The organism is Kibdelosporangium banguiense (assembly GCF_017876405.1).
In the GTDB taxonomy this organism is placed as follows: domain Bacteria; phylum Actinomycetota; class Actinomycetes; order Mycobacteriales; family Pseudonocardiaceae; genus Kibdelosporangium; species Kibdelosporangium banguiense.
Genome location: NZ_JAGINW010000001.1, coordinates 4,645,714 through 4,665,403, shown reverse-complemented (window position 1 = coordinate 4,665,403; position 19,690 = coordinate 4,645,714). Strand labels below are relative to the sequence as shown.

Sequence of the window (19,690 nt, the reverse complement as noted above, 5' to 3'; positions counted from 1 at the left end):
CACTGGTTACGCTTCCGGCGTGTTGGACCTCGTGGCCGGTGCGATCGCGGATCCGGTTCGCCGGGAGATCCTGCTGATGCTGCGGGCCGGCCCGATGCCGGCCGGTGAGATCGCCGGGCGCTTCACCATCACCCGCCCGGCGGTCAGCCGTCATCTGCGGGTGTTGCGGCACAGCGGCCTGGTCCGGGACGAAACCGTTGGCAGACAACGGGTCTACGCCCTGGACACGGACGGCCTGGCCGCTCTGCAGGAGTGGATCGGCCAGTTCGCGGCACCGGCCGGCATCTGGGAGAGCCGGCTGGACGCACTCGAAACCGAGGTTATGAGAACCCGCCGCGAGCACAGGAGGACTGTCCATGAAGCCCATCCCGACCGGCAAACTGGTTCGCACGGATAAGGGCCACGACCTGATCCTGACGCGCACGATGCGTGCGCCGATCGAGGATGTCTGGGCCAGCGTGACCGAATCCGAGCGCACGGCCCGCTGGTTCGGCCCCTGGGAAGGCACCGGCGCGCCCGGCAACACGATCAAAGTGCAGATGATCCACGAAGAAGGCCAGCCGTGGATGGACATCCACATCGACGCTTGCTCAGCGCCCACGCACCTCGCCGTGTCCAGCACGGACGACAACGGCACCTGGCGGATGGAAGTCCAGCTCATCGAGTCCGACGGGGTCACCGAACTGCGCCTGATCCAGCACGTCGAACGCACCGACATCGTCGGCAGCACCGGTCCCGGCTGGGAGTACTACCTCGACGTGCTCATCGCCTCACGTGAGGGCAAGCCGTTGCCGAGCTTCGACGACTACTACCCCTCGCAGGAGGAGTACTACAGCAAGCTCGTCTAGCGAGGCTGCCAGCGCGACAGGTTCCACCACGCACCCCAGGTCCCGTCCTGGGTGTCCGCGTCGACGACGGCCTGATAGCCGGTCCAGTTCCGGCGCAGGACGTAGGTGTGTTCGATCCCGGCCAGCACGACCATGCTGGGGGACTCCACATAGGTGCGCTGCATCTTGCGGTACTCGACGGCCCGTTGAGCCGGATCTGTGGTGGCGCGGGCTGCCTCGAGCGGGGTGGCGATCTTGGTGTCGCTGTCGTGAAGCAGCGGGTACAAGGCCAGGTCCGGGTCGAACGGGTCGCCGACGCTGATGATCGCGGCGTCGGCGGGTGTGGGGGCGCCAACGCTGGTCGACACTTGGATGCCGACAGCGTCGGCGTCGGCCGCGAAGGCCGTCGCGAGGTCACGGGAGACCGTGTCACCAGCCGGGTAGACGAGCGAGAACCTGGCAGGGACGCCGTTCTTGGTACGGATGCCGTCTGAGCCCGTCACCCAACCGCCTGTGTCGAGGAACGACTTGGCGGTCGGGACGTCGTGGGAGAACTTGGCGGATGGTTCGAAGTACTCCGCGAGCACGGGCGACATAGGTGTGTACGCCTCAGTGCCACGGCCCGCGAGCGGACCGTCGATCATGCTGCGACGGTTCACCGCGTAGTTGAGAGCGAGCCTGATCTGCGGGTCGCTGGTGACCGGGTTGGCCGCGGGCAGCCGCACGGTCCGGACGCCGGCGCTGCGCTGCGAGAGCACGGCGAAGACGTCGGAGTTCTCGAAACTCTTGGCTTGTGCGGGCGGCAAGGCCGCGCTGTCGAGCTTGCCGTCACGGACACGCTGAACACGCGCGGCGTCGTCGGGGATGAACTCGATAGTCACCTTGGCGACCGTGGGAGCGCCGCCGAAATAGGAGCTGTTGGCACGCAGCGTCATGCTCTCGCCGCGCTTCCACTCCTCCAGTTGGTACGGGCCCGTGCCGACTGGTTTGAGAGAGGCCACGTTCGCGGGTTGCGTGAGCGTCTCGCTGGGCACGATGCCGAGCACAAGCAGATCCGGGAAGGGCGCGTACGGCTGCGCCAGGTCAAACCGGACTGTGCTGCCGACCGGAACCGTCTTGGTGGACTGTGGCACGCGGCTGGACGTCGTGGGCGGCGCTGACGTGGTGGTGGTCGGCGGCGGTGTGACCTCCGTGACGCCGGTGATCACGCTGTACCGGGAGCGCAACGGCGAGGCGTACGCCGGGTCGAGCAGAGCGCGGTACGTCGCCTCGACGTCCTTGCCGTCGAACGCGCTGCCGTCCTGGAAGCGCACGTCACCGCGCAGCTTCACGGTCCAGGACTTGCCGTCGGCCGACGGTGTCGGCAGCTCGACGGCCAGTGCGGGGCGCACGCTCAGGTCAGCCTGGTGCTCGAGCAGGCCGTCGAAGACCTTGGCGGCGCCGTGCTGGCCGTAACCCGCGAGTGGGTGCACGTTCAGCGGCTCGTTGGGCACGGCGAGCACCAGCGAAGTGCTGTCCGTGCTGCCTGAGGCTGTCAGCGTCGGTGCCGCCGTACAGCCGACAAGTACCGCCGGTAGTGCGAGCAGGGCGGCACTCATCAGGAATGGTCGGCGAGCGGGCACATTCGAGACATTAGCCGTCCGCGCGATGTGCCGCCTGAGAATTGGATGAAACAAGATCCATCCCGAGATCGAGAGCGAGCGCGGAGTGGGTCAGACCACCGACGGCGAGATAATCCACACCTGTCCGCGCATATGCCCGCGCGACATCTATCGTCAGCCCGCCGGATGCCTCAAGGCGGGTGATCCCGCCCGCGGCCTTGGCCCGTCGAACGGCCTCGGCGCACTGGTCAGGGGTGAAATTGTCCAGCAGGACGAGTTCCGCGCGCAGCGCCAACGCCTCGTCGAGCTGGTCGAGATCGTCGACCTCGACTTCACACGGCAGTTGCGGTGCGTGCAACCGCGCGGCTGTCAAAGCCGCCGTTATCGATCCGGCCGCGAGTACGTGATTGTCTTTGATGAGAACGGCGTCGCCGAGGCCGAGCCGGTGATTCACGCCACCGCCGTGCCGGACCGCGTCCTTCTCCAGTACCCGCAGCCCGGGCATCGTTTTCCTGGTGTCGCGAATCGCGCAGCCGGTGCCTTCGACGGCGTCCACCCAGCGTGCGGTCGCCGTGGCCACACCGGACAGGTGGCACAACAGGTTCAGCGCCGTGCGTTCCGCGGTCAGCAGACCCCGCAGGGAACCTTTCACGATCAGCGCGGGATCTCCCGCGGTCAGCCTGCTGCCGTCCGGTGCCCGGCGCAGAACCTCGTAGTCGCCGAGCACACGTTCGAACACGATCAACGCGACCGCACCGCCTGAGAGCACGCCCGGGCTACGCGGCGTGATCTCGGCGATGCCGATCGCGTCGGCCGGGACCGTGGCCTCGGTGGTCGCGTCGGGCCCGTAACGCAGGTCCTCGTCCAGCGCGCGGTCGACGATCTGGTCAATCTCGGTCACGCCGCGCTCCTCAGCAAGGTCTTCGCCGCCAGCACCGGCTGGCCCGACGGGTTGAGCCGGACCGCGAGGCTGTGCTGCCAGGCCGGGTCCACAGCTGGGAAATCAGTCCGCACGTGACAGCCACGGCTTTCCGTGCGTGCCGCGGCGGCCGCGATCAAGGCGCGCGCGACCAGCGTCAACGCGGCGTCCTCGACGTTCTCCCGCGTCGTCAGCACAGTGTCCACAGCGGACACATCAAGCACCGAGCCGACCACGGCGAGGCCTTCCGCGTCACGCCCGATTCCCGCGTAACGGCTCATCACGCGCTGCAGGACGTCGCGGTTGGCCACGGGAGCTTCCGGAAGTGACACGCGTACACCGGCTTTGGGGTCGGCGAGGATGCACGCGGACAGGTCCGCGGCGATGGCTCTCGCGGCCCGGGAGCCGACGACAAGTCCTTCGAGCAGGCTGTTGGACGCCAGCCGGTTCGCCCCGTGCAAGCCGGTCCGCGCGACCTCTCCGACGGCGTACAGGCCGATGACGCCCGTTCGTCCGTCCACAGTGGCCGCGACACCGCCGCAGGCGAAATGCGCTGCCGGAGACACCGGGATCGGGTCGGCCGACGGATCGACACCGATGGACTGGCACGCGGCCAGCACAGTCGGGAACCGCCTGCGGAACAGGGCAGCGTCCAGATGCGTGGCGTCCAGGTAGACATGGTCGTCCACACCGCCCGGCTCCAGCGCCATCCGTCGCGCGATCGCTCCGGAAACGACATCCCGAGGCGCGAGATCTTCCAGCGGATGCACGCCCTCCATCACGCGCTCACCAAGCGCGTCGACAAGCACCGCGCCTTCACCACGCACAGCTTCGGTGACCAACGGACACCGCCCACGCGCGCCCGGTCCCGTGTACAGCACAGTCGGGTGGAACTGCACGAACTCCACGTCCGCAGCTGGCGCTCCGGCTCGCAGAGCCAAGGCCAAACCGTCAGCCGTCGCCACCTCAGGGTTCGACGTCGCCTGATACAGCTGCCCAAGCCCGCCTGTCGCAAGCAAGACCGCAGGCGCGCTGACGACGCCGGGCACACCATTCGGGTCCAACACAAGCAAACCGACCACAGCACCCGACGCCGTACGCACGGTGTCGACAGCGATGTGGTTGTCCAGCAAAGGAACCCGGCCGTCATGTGTGGCCGTGAGCAAAGCCCGCTCGATCTCGGCGCCGGTCGCATCCCCGCCCGCGTGCACGACACGGAACGCGCTGTGCCCGCCTTCCCTTGTCCTGGCGAGCTTTCCATTGTCGGCCGGATCGAACACCGCGCCCAGCCTGCGAAGCCGGGCCACGGCCTGCGCTCCACCGGTCAGGATCGCGTCGACCGCGTCGGCTTCGCACAGGCCGGCGCCCGCCACCAGGGTGTCCTGCACGTGAGCTTCGACCGAGTCGCCGTCGTCATGCTCCCCCGGCATGACGACGGCGACACCCCCCTGGGCCCAACGCGTATTGCCGGACCCCGCGGCCGCCTTGGTGATCACCAGGACGCGCAGCCCCAGTTCGCGGGCCTCAAGTGCAGCGGTCAGCCCGGCCACGCCGGTGCCGACGACGATGACGTCCGCTCTGGCCTCCCAGCGGGGGCTCATTCCCCACCGCCGGGCTGGCCGATCTCGATCATCCGCTGGACCGACGCCCGCGCCCGGGCCGCCGTCTCCGGGTCGACGTGCACCTGGTCCTTGTTCTCCCGCAGGCCACGCAGCAGCGCGGCCGGTGTGATCATCTTCATGTAGCGGCACGACGCGCGGTCGTTGACCGCCCGGAAGTCGATCTCCGGCGCGGCCTTGCGCAACTGGTGCAGCATGCCGATCTCGGTGGCCACCAGCACCGAACGCGCCTGGGTGGCCTTGGCCGCCTTGACCATGTCGCCTGTGGACAGGATCTTGACCTTCTCCGGCGGCACGATGCCCTCGCCGGCCAGGTACAGCGCCGAGGTCGCACAACCGCACTCCGGGTGCACGAACAGGTCCGCGTCCGGGTCCGCCGAGGCGCGTTCGGCCAGCTCAGGGCCGTTGATCGCGGCGTGCACGTGGCACTCGCCCGCCCAGATGCGGATGTTGTCGCGCCCGGTCACACGCTTGACGTGCGCGCCCAGGAACTGGTCCGGGCAGAACAGCACCTCCTTGTCGGCCGGGATAGAGGCCACCACGTCCACCGCGTTCGACGACGTGCAGCAGATGTCGGTCTCGGCCTTGACCTCGGCAGTCGTGTTCACATAGGACACGACCACCGCACCGGGGTACTCGGCTTTCCATGCCCGCAGGTCAGCGCCGGTGATCGAGTCCGCGAGCGAACACCCCGCCCGCGCGTCGGGGATCAGCACGGTCTTGCCCGGCGAGAGGATCTTGGCCGTCTCGGCCATGAAGTGCACGCCGCAGAACACGATCGTGGACTTGTCGCTTTCGGCCGCTATCCGCGACAGCGCCAGCGAGTCACCAGTAAAGTCCGCGATGTCCTGGATCTCGGGAAGCTGGTAGTTGTGCGCGAGCAGGACGGCGTCGCGCTGGTCGACCAGGCGCCGTACTTCGTCCCGCCATGCCGCGTCCGGCTCAACCCCGCTGTAAGGAGTCATGGTTGCCGTCATCTGGTCCTCCTAGCTCAGGATTTCCGGTCCCGAGGTTTTCGCCTAAGGATCGAAAACATGCCTGATGCTACCACCGAGGCACCCCTGCTCGGCCATGAGGTTTTGGCGGCTGTGCTGCAAGTGAGAGCGGGATCACTACAGGTGCTGCTCTGGCAGCGCGCTCGGGAACCGCACATGCACCGCTGGTCACTGCCTGGTGGCAGGCTGCGTCTCGACGAGGACGTAGAGCATTCGATTCGCCGTCAGCTCAAGGAAAAAGTCGATGTGAGACAACTCGCACACGTCGAGCAGCTCGCGGTGTTCAGCGCGCCCGACCGGGTTCCCGGGCCGAGGATGGTCGCTTCGGCGTTCCTCGGGCTCGTACCGTCGGACAACGACCCTGAGCTGCCCGAGGACACCCGCTGGCACCCGGTCGGGGACCTGCCGGAAACCGCGTTCGACCACCAGGCCATCGTGCGTCGGGCCCGCGACCGGCTGCGGTCGAAACTGTCGTACACCAACATCGGTTTCGCGCTGGCTCCCCCGACATTCACCGTCTCCGCGCTGCGGGAGCTGTACTCCGCCGCGCTGGGCTACCGCGTCTCAGCGACCAACCTGCAGCGCGTGCTGTCCAGGCGTGGCCTGCTAGAACCAACTGGCGACACCACCAGGCCAGGCCGGTCCGGCGGCCGTCCCGCGGCGCTGTTCCGGTTCGCCGACCGCGGTATGCAGGTGACCGATCCGTTCGCCGTTCTCCGGCCGCCTGCTGCGAAAAGCCGGTGATGGACGTAACTTGAACTGGTGCCCGAGACGCTTCCGCTGTTTCCGCTGCAGACGGTGCTGCTGCCGGGAGCGAACCTGCCGTTGCACATCTTCGAGCCGCGCTACCGCCAGCTGACCGTCGACCTGGTCAAAGGCGTCGTGCCGGACAAGCGTTTCGGGGTCGCGGCGATCAGGACACCCCTCATCGAGGAGGTCGACAAACCCGACCAGCTCGCCGCGGTCGGCTGCTCGGCGATCCTGCGGCAGGCCACCCGGCTGGGGGACGGCCGCTACGACATCGTCACCACCGGTGAGCGGCGGTTCCGGCTGCTGGACCTGGACGCCACCAGCGCGCCCTACCTGATCGGCACTGTCGAGTGGATCCCGGACGCCCAGATCCCGCCCGCCAAGGCGGATCGGGTCGCGTCGCTCGAACGGTCCGCGCGGGCGGCGTATCGCCGGTACTGCGAGACGGCGTGGGAACGTGAAGACTGGACGGAACCGGACGAGGACACCGACATCGGCAACCTCGCCCACCTGCTGGCGGCCGACTGTCTGCTGCCTATCGAGGACAGACAGACGCTGCTGGAGGAAGTCCGGCCGCTGCACCGCCTGCGCATGGTCTACAGCCTGCTCACGCGAGAAGCAGGGATCATCGCGGCGTTGCGCGCTGTCCCTGCTCCCGCGTCGGCCTTCTCGGCCCCCATGAACCTCAACTGACGCTTTTGCTTTGTCCCCAATGCCACATTGGGGACGTCAGATGCCCCCAATGTGGCATTGGGGGCAAAGCCTCTCAGTCACTGGGAGTGGGGAGCTGCCTTGGGGGCGGCCCGCATTCCGATGTAGCAGTAGTCGTTGCCGTCCTTCAACGTCGAGAACACCACGGGCATCCAGCCTTCGCTGAACGACGGCCCCGCACCGGTCGCGGCCCACACGGTCTCCGAGATCGGGACCAGGTCTGCCTCGATGGTCGGCGCCAGGCCCTTCATACCGTCGACAAACTCGTATGTCAGGTGGGCGTTCCCGGTCACCGTGATGACAACGCCTTCGCGCTTGTATGTCCCAGCGAACCGGCTGATGTCCACGGCAGGCGGCTGTGCAGCAGGCTCGAAGGCACCAGGCAACTGCACACCGGCGAGCTCATCGAGCAACTCACGGAACAGTGCCGCGTACAGCTGACGCGCCCCACCACCGTTGGTGGTCAACGCAATCGCTACGCCCTTCATCGGCACGACGCGCAGGTACGCGTACTGACCGACCGCAGCTCCGTCGTGTCCGTACCCCGGGACGCCGTCCCAGTCGTACAGCGTCCAACCGAGCCCCCACCCGTCGGCGCTGACGGTCCACTTGTCAGGGACGTCAACCTCACGGTGCTGCATCGCCGCAACGGATTCCTCGCTGAGCACACCGGCACCGCCGTCGAGGTGCATCTTGGCCAGCCGGACCACGTCGCCGGCCGAAGCGATGACCCGGGCGCCCGGACCGGCTGCGCGAGGCATGAGATCCCAGGCAGGCGCCGGATCCGGATAACTGCCCGGCGAGCCGAGATGGGACATCGCCGCGCGGAAACTCAAGGCCTCCTCGGGAAGCGTCATCGTGTGGGTCAGGCCAAGCGGCGTGAACAGGCGCTCCTTCAATGCCTGGTCCCACGTCTGGCCGGTCAGCACCTCGATGATCCGGCCCAGGGTGACGTACCCGACACCGCTGTAGGACACCGCGATCCCAGGTGGACAGTCCATCGCCACCCCCTTGGCGGCCTCGACGTAGTTGGCGATGCAGTCGTCGCCGCGGCCGCCGTCGTACATGAAGTCACACGTCAAACCACTGGTGTGGCTGAGCAACTGGCGAGGCGTGATGGTCTTGGTGGCCGCCGGGTCGGCGGTGGCGAACTCCGGCAGGATCTCGGCCACCGGCTGGTCCAGATCGAGCTTTCCCTCGTCCACCAGCTGCATCACCAGTGTCGCGGTGTAGACCTTGGCGACCGAGCCCAGCATGTAGACCGAGTCAGGCGTGGCTTCGACACGCGTTCCCATGTGCAGCACACCGCTGGCCAGTTCGTGGATCTCACCGTCGACAAGCACAGCGACCGATGCTCCAGGCACGTGGTACTGCTCGCGAAGGGTGTCGAGACGGTTCTGCCAGTGGGAGGTGTTGAAGGCCATTGGAGTTTCTCCTTGGTGTGTAAAGGTTATCAGGCTGCGAGGGCGTGTTCTTCGGTGACTTCGCTGGGCTTCGGGTCCCGCATCACCAGCAGGGCGAGCACAGCGGCGGCCACGACCGCGACAGCCGAGATCACGAACGTGGTGGACATGGCGTTGGTGAAGGCGTTTCGGGCGGCGTCGGCCAGACCGGGCACCTGGAGCGCCTCACCGAGGGTGTGTGGCGAGGAAGCCGGCAGCTGGGCGGTGAAAGCCCCGCTCAGGATGCTGCCGAGGGCAGCGACGCCCAGCGCGGCGCCCAACTGCTGGATGGTGTCGTTCAGCGCGGACCCGACCCCGGCCTGCTCCGGAGGCACGGTTCCCATCAGTGCGGCGATCGCGGCAGGCATCGCCAGACCGCCACCACAACCCAGCAGGAACAAGGCAATGGCGATGGACACGAACCCGGCATCTGCGGAAAGCGTTGCCATCCAGCCGAAGGCCGCGGCGATGCTGAGAAGACCGGTGGCCGCCATCAGCCGGTTGCCGAACTTCTGGCCCAGCGTGGCACCGAGGGCGTTGAACAGCAGCGAACCGATGGCCATCGGGATGAACGACAGACCAGCCTGCGTGGGCGTGTAACCGAGGACCAGCTGCAGGTACTGGGTGACGATCAGCATCAGGCCGCCGTTGCCGATCTGCACCAGCGTCAGGGAAAGGCTGCCACCGCGGAAGTTGCGGGCCTTGAACAGTCCCAAGGGGACCATCGGCGAGCCGGTTCGCTTCTCCCAGACCACGAACGACACCAGGCTGGCCAGTGCGATCCCGAACGGGATGAGGATCTCGGCGTCGGTCAGGGCGTACTTGGGCAGCTCGATGATCGTCCAGACGAACGAGGTCATGCCGGCGACCGACAGGATCGCGCCCAGCGGGTCCGGCTTCTGCCACGGGCCCTTGGACTCCGGCATCAGAGTCAGCGCGGCGATGATGGCCAGGATCGAGATCGGCACGTTGATCAGGAAGACCGCACCCCACCAGAACCACGCGATCAGCACGCCACCGAGCACCGGGCCACCGACGAAACCGACCGTGGCAGCGGCACTCCAGATGGCCATGGCCTTCGGACGTTCCTTGTCGTCGAAGACCGTGATCAGGATGGAGAGTGTGCTCGGCATGATCAACGCGCCACCGATGCCCATGATCGTGCGGGCGATGATCAGCTGCGCCGGGTCGGCGGCGAAGGAGGCCAGTAACGATGCCGCCCCGAACAGCGCCAGTCCGATGATCATCACTTTCCGCCGGCCGAACCGGTCGGAGAGGCTGCCGGAGGTCAGCAGCAGTCCGGCGAAGACCAGGATGTAGGAGTCCAGGACCCACTGGATGTCCTGCGCGCTCGCGCCGAGGTCCGAAGCCAGTGGCGGCACGGCGACCGTCAGCACCAGGTTGTCGATGACCAGCACCAATGTGCTGAGAACAAGCACCACCAAGATCCACCAGCGGCGCTGTGAGCTGTTGTGTTCCACGGTCTTTCCCCTCAGCTTGCGAACGTTGTTCCGTCGATGCGCACACTGTACGCATGACGCGAACGCTGACGCAAGTGCGAACATCGTGCGCTATGCTGACGGCATGACTGAGCAGGCACTGTCGGTGTGGACACGCCAGAAACGCGGCCGTGAACAGCCCGCGCTGAGCCGGGAGCAGATCGTCGCCGAGGCGATCAAGCTGCTGGACGCCGACGGCCTCGACACGCTGAGCATGCGCAACCTGGGCAAACAGCTCGGCGCGGGTGCGACCTCGCTCTACCGGCATGTGGCCAACAAGGACGAGCTGATCGAGCTGGTCGTCGACGAGATCTACGGCGAGATCGAAGTACCGGAGGCCGGCGCGGCAAGCTGGCGCGCCTCAACGACTGTGTGCGCGAGCAGTGTGCGCGCGATGATCCTGCGGCACCCGTGGGTGGCCTCGGTGCTGGGCCAGATCGGCACGTCCTACCTGGGCCCGAACGTGATGCGGCTGTCCGACCGGATGCTCGCGCTGTTCGAAGAGGGCGGATTCGGCCTGGAAGAAGCCAACCTCGGGCTGAGCACAGTGCTCTCGTACGTGATCGGGTGGGGCATCAACGAAGCCGCGTGGATGACCTCGCTCGCCCGCAGCGGACTGACCGAGCGCGAGTGGTCCGCACGGATGGAGCCCGCCGCCCGGGAAGCGGCCAGGAGCTACCCGCGGCTCAACCGGTTGTACGAAATGGCCGCCCTGACCTCCGGCGAGGAAACCCGCCAGGACGAGTTCACCTACGGGCTCGACCGGATTCTCGACGGCCTGGAGAAACGGCCCTAGCCCAGGCGGCGGCCCAGGTCGTCGAGTCCGTTCCAGGCCGCCAGCACGCCGTACGCCAGCGCGGCCGCCAACGGCTGCGCAAGGATCACCCAGGTGGATTCGATCGTGGGCGCGACGTCGACCACGTCACCCACGTTCAACGCCGTGGGCACGTCATAGAGCCAGCCGGTGAACAGGCCTGTCATCAACGTGGCCAGATACGCCGCCAGCAGCGAACCGAGCACCACAGCGACCATCGCCACCGGGCCGCGTCGCTCCCGCATGAACCAGACGCTCACCCCGACCACCAGCCCGGCACCCAGGCTGAGCGCGACGAACACCGCCATGGAGTCGAACCGGTGGTAGCTCTCCGCGGTCAACGGCACCAGCTGACCGCTCCGGCTGACCGCCTTGAGCTGGCTCGGCGCGAGCAGTGACCACAGGTACGCCAACGGGATGCCGAGCAGCGAGACGAGCGACACCACACTGATCGCCGGCAGCAGGTCCTGCTTGACCACAACCCGTGACCGCGGCGCGGGCGGGATGTAATACGGGTAGTCGAAGGCCGGGTACAGCGGGACGTCCGCGGGCGCGTCCGCTTCCCGCGCCTCGACCGGCCGCTCAGACACAGCCAGACCTCCCCTATCGGTTACTAGGCCAGGCGACCGAGCTTATCCGGTGACACCCGCGGACGTTGACTCGCCGTGCCGACTGCACCGCGCCGACCACCCGACCGGGGTCACCTGAACGACCATCCGCCGCGCGCACTGTGGACAGAAACGTGGCGGGTCGACCAATGCCAACCGTTTGTGGCACGCCGTGTGGTCGGTCTCGGACTCGGCCTTACCGCACCAGGAGCAGTACGTCACAGGGTCTCGTTCAAAGCCTTGATCGGCATCTTCAGCTCGGCCAGCATCTCGAGGTCCTGGCTGGCCGGGCGGCCGAGGTTGGTCAGGTAGTTGCCGACGATGATCGCGTTGATGCCGCCGAGCATGCCCTGCTCCGCGCCCAGATCGCCGAGCGTGAGCTCACGGCCGCCGGCGAACCGCAGCATCGTGCGCGGCATGGCCAGCCGGAACGCGGCCACCGTGCGCAGCGCCTCCGAGCCCTCGACGATCGGGTAGTTCTCGTACGGCGTGCCGGGGTTCGGGATGAGGAAGTTCATCGGGACCTCGTCCGGCTCGAGCTCGGCCAGCTGGACCGCGAACTCGGCACGCTGCTCGATCGACTCACCCATTCCGATGATGCCGCCGGAGCACACCTCCATCCCGGCCGCGCGAACCATCTGCAGCGTCTCCCAACGCTCTTCCCACTCGTGGGTGGTGACCACGTTCGGGAAGTGCGAGCGAGCCGTCTCGAGGTTGTGGTTGTAGCGGTGGACGCCCATCTCGACGAGCTCGTCCACCTGCTCCTGCGTGAGCATGCCCAGCGAGCAGGCGATCTGGATATCGTTGCCGTCGTCGCGGATCACCTTGATGCCCTGGCGCACCTGCTCAAGCAAACGCTTGTCCGGCCCACGTACCGCCGCCACGATGCAGAACTCGGTGGCACCGGTGGCCTTCGTCTGCCGCGCCGCCAGCACAAGCCCTGGAATGTCCAGCCAGGCCGACCGCACCGGCGTGGGGAACCGGCCCGACTGCGAGCAGAAATGGCAGTCCTCCGGGCAGCCACCGGTCTTCAGGCTGACGATGCCCTCGACCTCGACCTCAGGACCACACCAGCGCATCCGCACCTCGTGCGCGAGCCCCAGCAGCTCCTCCAGCCGGTCGTCCCCGAGCCGGAGCACCTCGACCACCTGCTGCTGCGACAGTCCGACCCCACGCTCGAGCACCTGCTCACGCGCGATCGCCAGCAGGTCGGTCTTCTCAGCCGCCGCGGTCAATGGTCCTCCTCGAAGCCGGTGCCCATTCCGGTCGATCAGTCTGCCTCAGATCAGGCCGGACCGTGAGGGATGTATCTCACTCAGCTGGTCATCCGGACTTGTAGGTCATCGCGAACTGTTCCGGGTCGAAATCGCCACCGAACCACGGCGAAAGCCCGGCCCGCGCGCTTTCCAGGAACTGTGCGGGGTTCAGCTGTCCCGCACCCTCGGGGATCGCGCCGAGCAGTGGCGCGCCTGCCGCGACAGGAAGGTCTTCGAGGTTGCACCGGGCCGCCAGATCGGGCTCGGCCGGCCAACTGCCGATCACGACTCCCAGCGACTCGATGCCGCGTTTCAGGAGCACTTCGGCGGTCAGCGCGGTCGCGTTGAGGGTGCCGAGACTGGCCTGGGCGACCATCAGCATGGGTACGCCCATCGCCCACGCGGCGTCGGCGATGGTCGAGCCGTTGCCGTCGAACCGGACCAGCAGGCCGCCCGCGCCTTCGATGATCACCAGGTCGTGGGTCTCGTCCAACTGGGATGCCGCCGCGGCGATGTCGGCGGGGCCGACGGTGGGCAGGCCACTGCGCCGGGCCGCGGTCTCCGGGGCGAGCGGGTCGAGGTAGCGGGCCAGCTCACGGGTGGTGACAGCGCCTGCCAGACGGCGGACTGTGTCGAGGTCGCCGGTGCCGTCCTCGTGCAGGCCCGCCTGCGCTGCCTTGATGACCGCGACCCGCCGCCCGTCGGATTGAGCGATGGCGGCGATTGCCGAGGTCACGATCGTCTTGCCCACCCCGGTACCGGTACCGGTGACCACGATCACGCTCACGTCGAGCCAGACTACGACCGAGACCGGTCTCGCGACACGCCGGGGCTCCAGAAAGCGCTTACCGGCCTGCCGGCGCGGCCACTGATTCACGAACCATCAACTCGGCCGGCATCCACAGCCGGGTCGGCCCGGTGACGGTCTCGACGCCGCTGGCGATCCGGCCGGCGCGGCGAGCACCCTGGTCGAGCGGTAGCCGGACGGTCGTCAGCGCCGGGACGACGTCCACCGCGGCCGGCAGGTCGTCGAAACCGGCCACCGAGATGTCGTCCGGCACACGGATTCCACGCTGCCGGAGCGCCGCGATCACGCCCAGTGCCATCAGGTCGTTGCCCGCGACGATCGCCGTGACGCCGGAATCTGCCAGGTCCATCGCCGCGTTGAAGCCCGACGCGCGGGAAAAGTCGCCGTGCACCACAAGCGACTCGGGAAGTCCTTGCTCGGCAAGCGCTTGACGGTGCCCGGCAAGTCGCGCTGTGGTCGTGCTGTTGCCCGGAGGTCCGGCGACGTACGCGATTTTCCTGTGCCCCATGGTGATCACGTGCTTGGTAAGTGCACGCGCGCCACCCTCGTTGTCGAACGCGACACATGGCACATCCACGCCTGGCGGTGCCGGCCTGCCGCACATGACCACACTCGTACCCGCGGACAGCGCCTGGGTGATCAGCTTGGCGATCGCCTGGAGGTGCTCCGGCTCCTCCCGGCTGCCGCCGGTCAACACCACGCCTCGAACCCGTTGCCGCAGCAGCATGCTGATGTACTTCAGCTCGTCGGACGGCGAACCCGCGGTGTTGCAGATCACGGCGAGCAGGTCGGCACTCGCGGCCTCCCACTGCGTGCCGCTGGCCTGGATCGAGAAGAACGGATCCGAGACGTCGTTCACGATCACGCCGATCACCTCGGACGTCGCCGCCGCGAGCGCCCGGGCCGGGCCGTTGACAACGTAGTCAAGCTCACCCAGCGCGCGGTGCACACGTTCGCGCGTGAGCGCCGAGACGGGGTAATTGCCGTTGAGCACCCGGGACACCGTCGCTGTCGACACGCCTGCGCGCGCCGCGACGTCCGCCAATGTCGCCGCCATCCGGTCACCTCCCAGCACACCCTATTGACACCCGGTCCGATGGCTGCCTAGCTTACGCTGATAGTAAGCGCTTTCTATCCACTGGCCAACGCCATCGGCACCGAGGCAGGATCGGAAGGGGAGACCATGGCAGACCGCAGGTCGGTCGGAATCGCGATGAACGGCATCACCGGACGGATGGGCCTGCGACAGCACCTGCTGCGGTCGGTGCTGGCCATCCGGGAACAGGGCGGCATCCCGGTCGGGGACGGCACGGTGATCTGGCCGGAGCCGATCCTGGTCGGCCGCAGCGAGCACAAGGTCAAGACGATCGCCAACGAGCACAACCTGCCGTGGACGACGGATCTGGCCGAAGCGCTCGCCGACCCGGGCGTGCAGGTGTACTTCGACTCGCTGGTCACCGGCGAACGCCAGAAGACCGTGCGCCAGGCCATCGCGGCAGGCAAGCACGTCTACTGCGAGAAGCCGACGGCATCGGATCTGGCCACCGCCCTGGAACTGGCGAAGCTGGCAACCGAAGCGGGCGTGAAGAACGGCGTCGTGCAGGACAAGATCTTCCTGCCCGGCCTGCTGAAGCTCAAGCGGCTGGTGGACGGCGGGTTCTTCGGCCGGATCCTGTCGGTGCGCGGCGAGTTCGGCTACTGGGTCTTCGAGGGCGACTGGCAGCCGATCAACCGGCCGTCCTGGAACTACCGGGCCGAGGACGACGGCGGGATCATCCTCGACATGTTCTGCCACTGGCAGTACGTGCTGAACCACATCTTCGGCAAACCCCTGACCGTGCAAGCGCTTGCCGCGACGCACATCCCCGAGCGCGTGGACGAGCAAGGCCGGACGTACGCGGCCACGGCCGACGACGCGGCCTACGGGATCTTCGAACTCGAAGGCGGGATCATCGCGCAGATCAACTCCTCCTGGACCACCCGCGTGTTCCGCGACGAGCTCGTCGAGTTCCAAGTGGACGGCACAGAAGGCAGCGCGGTCGCGGGCCTGCGACGTTGCCGCGCTCAACACCGCTCGGCCACACCGATGCCGGTATGGAACCCAGACCTGCCCCCGACCGAGGTCTTCCGCTCGCAGTGGCAGGAGGTCCCGGACAACGCCGTGTTCGACAACGGTTTCAAGACGCAGTGGGAACTCTTCCTCAAGCACGTCGTGCTGGACACGCCGTGGCACTGGGATCTGCTGGCCGGTGCGCGTGGCGTGCAACTGGCGGAACTCGGGCTGCGGTCGGCTCGTGAAGGCCGGCGGCTCGACATCCCCTCGCTGGAGCTGCAGTGATCATCGAACTGCCATCCGGCCCGTACACGCTTCAGTCCTCTGGCGGCTACCGCCCGGGGCCCGCACCGACAAGCCGCAAGTTGTTCGCCGCAGCACATGTTGTCGCCGATCCCCTGGGCGACAACACGCCCGGCAGCCCGGCAGCGGTCGACTGGGACGCCACGCTGGCGTATCGGTATCACTTGTGGTCCCACGGTTTCGGGATCGCAGAAGCCATGGACACCGCGCAGCGCGGCATGGGCCTGGACTGGGCCGCGACCCAGGAACTGATCCGCCGCACAGGTTCCGCCGCGGCGGGGCCGTTCGCCTGCGGCGCAGGCACGGATCAACTGGCGCCGGGCCCGCACACGGTCGATGACGTGATCGCCGCCTACCTTGAGCAGATCGCCGTCATCGAAGAGACCGGCGGGCAGGTCATCCTGATGGCCAGCCGGGCTTTGGCCGCGGCGGCCGCAGGACCCGAGGACTACCACCGGGTTTACGGGCATCTGCTGTCGCAGACGTCCCAACCGGTGATCCTGCACTGGCTCGGGCCGATGTTCGACCCCGCTTTGGCGGGATACTGGGGATCCGCGGACCTGGACGTGGCCACGGACGTGTTCCTGGAGATCATCAAGTCGAACTCGTCGTCGGTGGACGGAGTGAAGATCTCCCTGCTGGACGCGGGTCGCGAGATCGCCATGCGGCGCAAGCTCCCCGCAGGCGTGCGCTGCTACACCGGCGACGACTTCCATTACCCGGAGCTGATCCAAGGCGATTCCGAGGGCTACAGCGACGCACTGCTCGGCATTTTCGACGCCATCGCACCAGCCGCGGCGGCAGCCGTCCGGGCCCTGGACACCGGCGACGTGGCCACGTACAACTCGATCCTCGCGCCCACGGTCGCATTGTCCCGGCACATCTTCGGGACGCCGACCTACTACTACAAGACCGGGATCGTGTTCCTGGCCTGGCTCGCTGGGCACCAGTCACACTTCAGGATGGTCGGCGGGCTGGAGAGCGCCCGGTCCGTGCCGCACCTGGTCTCCCTGTTCACCCTGGCCGACGCGGCCGGACTGCTGCCGGACCCCGATCTGGCCGTGGCCCGGATGCGCGCGTTCCTGGAGGTTTCCACATGACCTCAAGACTGAGCCTGAATCAGGCCACCACAACCCAATGGGACATGCCGGCGTTCGTGGAAGGCTGCGCCCGGGCGGGCCTCACCCAAGTCGGTCTGTGGCGCGGCCCGGTCGCCGACCACGGACTGGAACGCTCGGCAAAACTCGTCCGCGACGCAGGCCTGACAGTGACATCGTTGTGCCGCGGCGGTTTCTTCGCCGACCCCGGCGCGATCGAGGACAACCGCCGCGCGATCGACGAAGCCGCGGCGCTGGGAACCTCAATCCTGATCCTGGTCTCCGGAGGGATGCCGCCCGGAAGCTCGGACATAGACGGCGCCCGCCAGAACGTCATCGACTCGATCGACGAGCTCACCCCGTACGCGGCCTCATGCGGCGTGCAACTCTCCATCGAACCCCTGCACCCGATGTTCGCCTCCGACCGGTGCGTAGTGTCCACACTGGACCAAGCACTCGACATGGCCCTGCTCTTCCCGGCCAACCAGGTCGGAGTCTGCGTGGACACATACCACATCTGGTGGGACCCCAACGTCTATCAGGCGATAGCCCGCGCGGCAGGCAGAATCTCGATCTTCCAGGTCTGCGACTGGATCACGCCATTGCCCGAAGGAGTCCTGCTCGGCCGAGGCATGATGGGCGACGGCTGCATAGAACTACGCCGCCTGCGCCAAGCCGTCGACAAAACCGGCTACACCGGCCCCATCGAAGTCGAGATCTTCAACCAGTCGATCTGGGACTCCCCCGGCGACGAAGTAGTAGACCGAGTAATAACGACATACCAGGACCACGTCCTCTAACCCGAACATCTGTCTGATGTAGACAGCCTCCGGCCCTGGAATCCAGCCTACAGCCGACAACCGCCAGAAATGAAAGGACAAGGCAGTCCACAGGCCTCGCTGTGGACAAGTCACCACCTGTGGACAACCGAGGCCTCGTCACCAGCGATCTCAACTTTCTGTCAGACCTCAACGGTAGGCTGGAAAACGGGGGGCCGTGGCCCAGCTTCGGTGGGGTGGCAGGGCGAGGTCTATCCGGCGGCGACGGCTGCGCAGGCGGCTTTGGTTATCAGGGCCAGGTCTTCGTCGCAGGTTATGTAGGGGGGCATTGTGTAGATCAGGTCGCGGAAGGGTCTGAGCCAGACGCCGGCTTCGACCGTTGCTTTGGTTGCCTCGGCTATGTCGACCTGGTGGTCGAGCTGGATGACGCCGATGGCGCCGAGGATCCGGACGTCGAGCACTCCGGGCAGGTCGAGGGCTGGTTCGAGGCCGGTGAGCAGACCGTGTTCTATCCGTCTGACTTCGGTTGACCAGTCGGCTTCCAGCAGGAGGTCGATGGAGGCGTTGGCGATCGCGGACGCCAGCGGGTTGCCCATGTAGGTCGGCCCGTGTGCGAGTACCGGCAGGTCGCCCTGGGAGATTCCGTCAGCGACCTGGGATGTGCAGAGGGTCGCGGCCATGGAGAGGTAGCCGCCGGTCATGGCTTTGCCGAGGCACATCACGTCCGGGCTGACCGCCGCGTGGTCGGCCGCGAACAATGTGCCGGTGCGGCCGAAGCCGGTGGCGATCTCGTCAAAGATCAGCAGGACGTCGTGGGCCAGCGTGAGCTCGCGCAGTACGTGCAGGTATCGCGGGTCGTGGAAGCGCATGCCGCCGGCGCCTTGGACCAGTGGCTCGATGATCACGGCTGCCAGTTCGTCGGCGTGCTGTTCGATCATGTCGGCGAGGGTCTCGACGTATTCGTAGTCGACGCCTGCGTCGAAGCCGGACGGTGGCGTCGGCGCGAACAACTGTTCCGGAAGGACTCCGCGCCACAGCGAGTGCATGCCGCCGTCGGGGTCGCAGACGCTCATCGGGTGGAACGTGTCGCCGTGGTAGCCGCCGCGCCATGTGAGCAGGCGCCGCTTCTCCGGTCGGCCGATCGAGCGCCAGTACTGCAGGCACATCTTCACGGCGACCTCAACGGACACCGACCCGGAGTCGCACAGGAACACGTGTTGCAACGGCGACGGCGTGATCTGCACGAGCCGGCTCGCCAGCCGCACCGCGGGTTCGTGGGTCAGGCCGCCGAACATGACGTGGCTCATCCGGCCCGCTTGGTCGATCATGGCCTGGTCGAGCCGTGGATTGCGGTAGCCGTGAATGGCGGCCCACCACGACGACATGCCATCCACCAAATCGCGCCCGTCGGCCAGGTGCAGCCGTACACCCGACGCGGCCTCGACCACGAACGGGTCCCTCGTGCCCGGCATCGGCCCATATGGATGCCAGACGTGCGCGCGGTCCAATGCGATCATCTCGGCGACGTCCACGAATCGAGGTTAGTGCCAATTGGTCGCATTTAGCGCGCGTTTCGGACAGTTACGCTGTATTCGTTTGTCACAACCGG

Annotated in this window: 20 protein-coding genes; 8 read left to right on the top strand and 12 right to left on the bottom strand. The window is 67.2% G+C overall.

Annotation, left to right across the window (positions count from 1 at the left end):
• Positions 1-19 precede the first annotated feature (19 nt).
• Together JOF56_RS22125 and JOF56_RS22120 are read left to right on the top strand one after the other, a co-directional pair.
• Complete coding sequence (locus tag JOF56_RS22125; protein WP_209641130.1) at positions 20-397, top strand: metalloregulator ArsR/SmtB family transcription factor; 378 nt, start codon at positions 20-22, stop codon at positions 395-397.
• Positions 357-848 (top strand): SRPBCC family protein, encoded by a 492-nt coding sequence (locus tag JOF56_RS22120; RefSeq protein WP_209641128.1) that lies wholly within the window; start codon positions 357-359, stop codon positions 846-848. Before JOF56_RS22125 ends, JOF56_RS22120 begins: the two co-directional genes overlap by 41 nt.
• Here JOF56_RS22120 and JOF56_RS22115 read toward each other — a convergent pair.
• From JOF56_RS22115 to nadA, 4 genes are read right to left on the bottom strand one after another with little or no spacing between them, the layout of a single operon-like run.
• Positions 845-2,449, bottom strand: coding sequence for an ABC transporter substrate-binding protein (locus JOF56_RS22115; RefSeq protein WP_307855208.1), 1,605 nt, complete (start codon positions 2,447-2,449; stop codon positions 845-847). The genes JOF56_RS22120 and JOF56_RS22115 overlap by 4 nt on opposite strands.
• 10 nt (positions 2,450-2,459) lie before the next feature.
• A complete protein-coding gene (nadC, locus tag JOF56_RS22110) occupies positions 2,460-3,329 on the bottom strand; it encodes a carboxylating nicotinate-nucleotide diphosphorylase (protein WP_209641126.1) in 870 nt (289 codons plus the stop codon).
• Complete coding sequence (locus JOF56_RS22105) at positions 3,326-4,948, bottom strand: L-aspartate oxidase (RefSeq protein ID WP_209641125.1); 1,623 nt, start codon at positions 4,946-4,948, stop codon at positions 3,326-3,328. Before JOF56_RS22105 ends, nadC begins: the two co-directional genes overlap by 4 nt.
• The gene (nadA, locus tag JOF56_RS22100; RefSeq protein WP_209641123.1) at positions 4,945-5,943 is read right to left on the bottom strand and encodes a quinolinate synthase NadA; all 999 of its coding nucleotides are present in this window, start codon (positions 5,941-5,943) and stop codon (positions 4,945-4,947) included. Before nadA ends, JOF56_RS22105 begins: the two co-directional genes overlap by 4 nt.
• A 57-nt stretch (positions 5,944-6,000) precedes the next feature.
• Here nadA and JOF56_RS22095 point away from each other — a divergent pair, with 57 nt between their 5' ends.
• Complete coding sequence (locus JOF56_RS22095; RefSeq protein ID WP_209641121.1) at positions 6,001-6,705, top strand: NUDIX hydrolase; 705 nt, start codon at positions 6,001-6,003, stop codon at positions 6,703-6,705.
• An 18-nt stretch (positions 6,706-6,723) separates the two neighbouring features.
• Entirely contained in the window at positions 6,724-7,404 is a 681-nt protein-coding gene (locus JOF56_RS22090; protein ID WP_209641119.1) for an LON peptidase substrate-binding domain-containing protein, read from the top strand.
• 77 nt (positions 7,405-7,481) lie between these two features.
• Here the strand turns inward: JOF56_RS22090 and JOF56_RS22085 are convergent, their stop codons facing one another.
• Together JOF56_RS22085 and JOF56_RS22080 are read right to left on the bottom strand one after the other, a co-directional pair.
• Positions 7,482-8,846: a serine hydrolase domain-containing protein gene (locus JOF56_RS22085; protein ID WP_209641117.1), complete on the bottom strand. Its 1,365-nt coding sequence runs from the start codon at positions 8,844-8,846 to the stop codon at positions 7,482-7,484.
• Positions 8,847-8,875: 29 nt separating this feature from the next.
• Entirely contained in the window at positions 8,876-10,345 is a 1,470-nt protein-coding gene (locus JOF56_RS22080) for an MFS transporter (RefSeq protein WP_307855207.1), read from the bottom strand.
• Positions 10,346-10,448: 103 nt separating this feature from the next.
• Here JOF56_RS22080 and JOF56_RS22075 point away from each other — a divergent pair, with 103 nt between their 5' ends.
• On the top strand, positions 10,449-11,159 hold the full coding sequence (locus tag JOF56_RS22075; protein ID WP_209641113.1) for a TetR/AcrR family transcriptional regulator: 711 nt from the start codon (positions 10,449-10,451) through the stop codon (positions 11,157-11,159).
• Here the strand turns inward: JOF56_RS22075 and JOF56_RS22070 are convergent.
• The 5 genes from JOF56_RS22070 to JOF56_RS22055 all read right to left on the bottom strand — a co-directional run bounded on the left by JOF56_RS22070 (position 11,156) and on the right by JOF56_RS22055 (position 14,906).
• Positions 11,156-11,767, bottom strand: coding sequence for a DUF2567 domain-containing protein (locus JOF56_RS22070; protein WP_209641111.1), 612 nt, complete (start codon positions 11,765-11,767; stop codon positions 11,156-11,158). The genes JOF56_RS22075 and JOF56_RS22070 overlap by 4 nt on opposite strands.
• Positions 11,768-11,809: 42 nt before the next feature.
• Positions 11,810-12,007 (bottom strand): biotin synthase auxiliary protein BsaP, encoded by a 198-nt coding sequence (gene bsaP, locus JOF56_RS61110; protein ID WP_307855206.1) that lies wholly within the window; start codon positions 12,005-12,007, stop codon positions 11,810-11,812.
• A complete protein-coding gene (gene bioB / locus JOF56_RS22065) occupies positions 12,004-13,020 on the bottom strand; it encodes a biotin synthase BioB (RefSeq protein WP_209641109.1) in 1,017 nt (338 codons plus the stop codon). Before bioB ends, bsaP begins: the two co-directional genes overlap by 4 nt.
• An 88-nt stretch (positions 13,021-13,108) precedes the next feature.
• Complete coding sequence (bioD, locus tag JOF56_RS22060; protein ID WP_209641107.1) at positions 13,109-13,828, bottom strand: dethiobiotin synthase; 720 nt, start codon at positions 13,826-13,828, stop codon at positions 13,109-13,111.
• 58 nt (positions 13,829-13,886) lie between these two features.
• Positions 13,887-14,906 (bottom strand): LacI family DNA-binding transcriptional regulator, encoded by a 1,020-nt coding sequence (locus tag JOF56_RS22055; protein ID WP_209641105.1) that lies wholly within the window; start codon positions 14,904-14,906, stop codon positions 13,887-13,889.
• 126 nt (positions 14,907-15,032) lie between these two features.
• Here JOF56_RS22055 and JOF56_RS22050 point away from each other — a divergent pair, with 126 nt between their 5' ends.
• The 3 genes from JOF56_RS22050 to JOF56_RS22040 are packed head-to-tail and all read left to right on the top strand — an operon-like array spanning position 15,033 to position 18,102.
• The gene (locus JOF56_RS22050) at positions 15,033-16,187 is read left to right on the top strand and encodes a Gfo/Idh/MocA family protein (RefSeq protein ID WP_209641104.1); all 1,155 of its coding nucleotides are present in this window, start codon (positions 15,033-15,035) and stop codon (positions 16,185-16,187) included.
• Positions 16,187-17,305 carry a dihydrodipicolinate synthase family protein gene (locus JOF56_RS22045; RefSeq protein ID WP_372448390.1) on the top strand — a complete coding sequence of 373 codons (1,119 nt, stop codon included), beginning with the start codon at positions 16,187-16,189 and terminating at the stop codon, positions 17,303-17,305. Before JOF56_RS22050 ends, JOF56_RS22045 begins: the two co-directional genes overlap by 1 nt.
• Positions 17,302-18,102, top strand: coding sequence for a sugar phosphate isomerase/epimerase family protein (locus tag JOF56_RS22040; protein WP_209641100.1), 801 nt, complete (start codon positions 17,302-17,304; stop codon positions 18,100-18,102). The genes JOF56_RS22045 and JOF56_RS22040 overlap by 4 nt, the downstream gene beginning before the upstream one ends.
• Positions 18,103-18,332: 230 nt before the next feature.
• On the opposite strand, the gene JOF56_RS22035 is transcribed toward JOF56_RS22040, so the two are convergent.
• Positions 18,333-19,598, bottom strand: coding sequence for an adenosylmethionine--8-amino-7-oxononanoate transaminase (locus JOF56_RS22035; RefSeq protein ID WP_209648406.1), 1,266 nt, complete (start codon positions 19,596-19,598; stop codon positions 18,333-18,335).
• Between the last annotated feature and the right edge of the window lie 92 nt (positions 19,599-19,690).

Coding starts and splice junctions, on each gene's coding strand:
- JOF56_RS22095 (WP_209641121.1), top strand. CDS start 6,001: ATGCCTGATGCTACCACCGAGGCACCCCTGCTCGGCCATGAGGTTTTG.
- JOF56_RS22120 (WP_209641128.1), top strand. CDS start 357: ATGAAGCCCATCCCGACCGGCAAACTGGTTCGCACGGATAAGGGCCAC.
- JOF56_RS22035 (WP_209648406.1), bottom strand. CDS start 19,598: ATGATCGCATTGGACCGCGCGCACGTCTGGCATCCATATGGGCCGATG.
- JOF56_RS22050 (WP_209641104.1), top strand. CDS start 15,033: ATGGCAGACCGCAGGTCGGTCGGAATCGCGATGAACGGCATCACCGGA.
- JOF56_RS22075 (WP_209641113.1), top strand. CDS start 10,449: ATGACTGAGCAGGCACTGTCGGTGTGGACACGCCAGAAACGCGGCCGT.
- JOF56_RS22105 (WP_209641125.1), bottom strand. CDS start 4,948: ATGAGCCCCCGCTGGGAGGCCAGAGCGGACGTCATCGTCGTCGGCACC.
- JOF56_RS22085 (WP_209641117.1), bottom strand. CDS start 8,846: ATGGCCTTCAACACCTCCCACTGGCAGAACCGTCTCGACACCCTTCGC.
- nadA (WP_209641123.1), bottom strand. CDS start 5,943: ATGACGGCAACCATGACTCCTTACAGCGGGGTTGAGCCGGACGCGGCA.
- JOF56_RS22040 (WP_209641100.1), top strand. CDS start 17,302: ATGACCTCAAGACTGAGCCTGAATCAGGCCACCACAACCCAATGGGAC.
- JOF56_RS22055 (WP_209641105.1), bottom strand. CDS start 14,906: ATGGCGGCGACATTGGCGGACGTCGCGGCGCGCGCAGGCGTGTCGACA.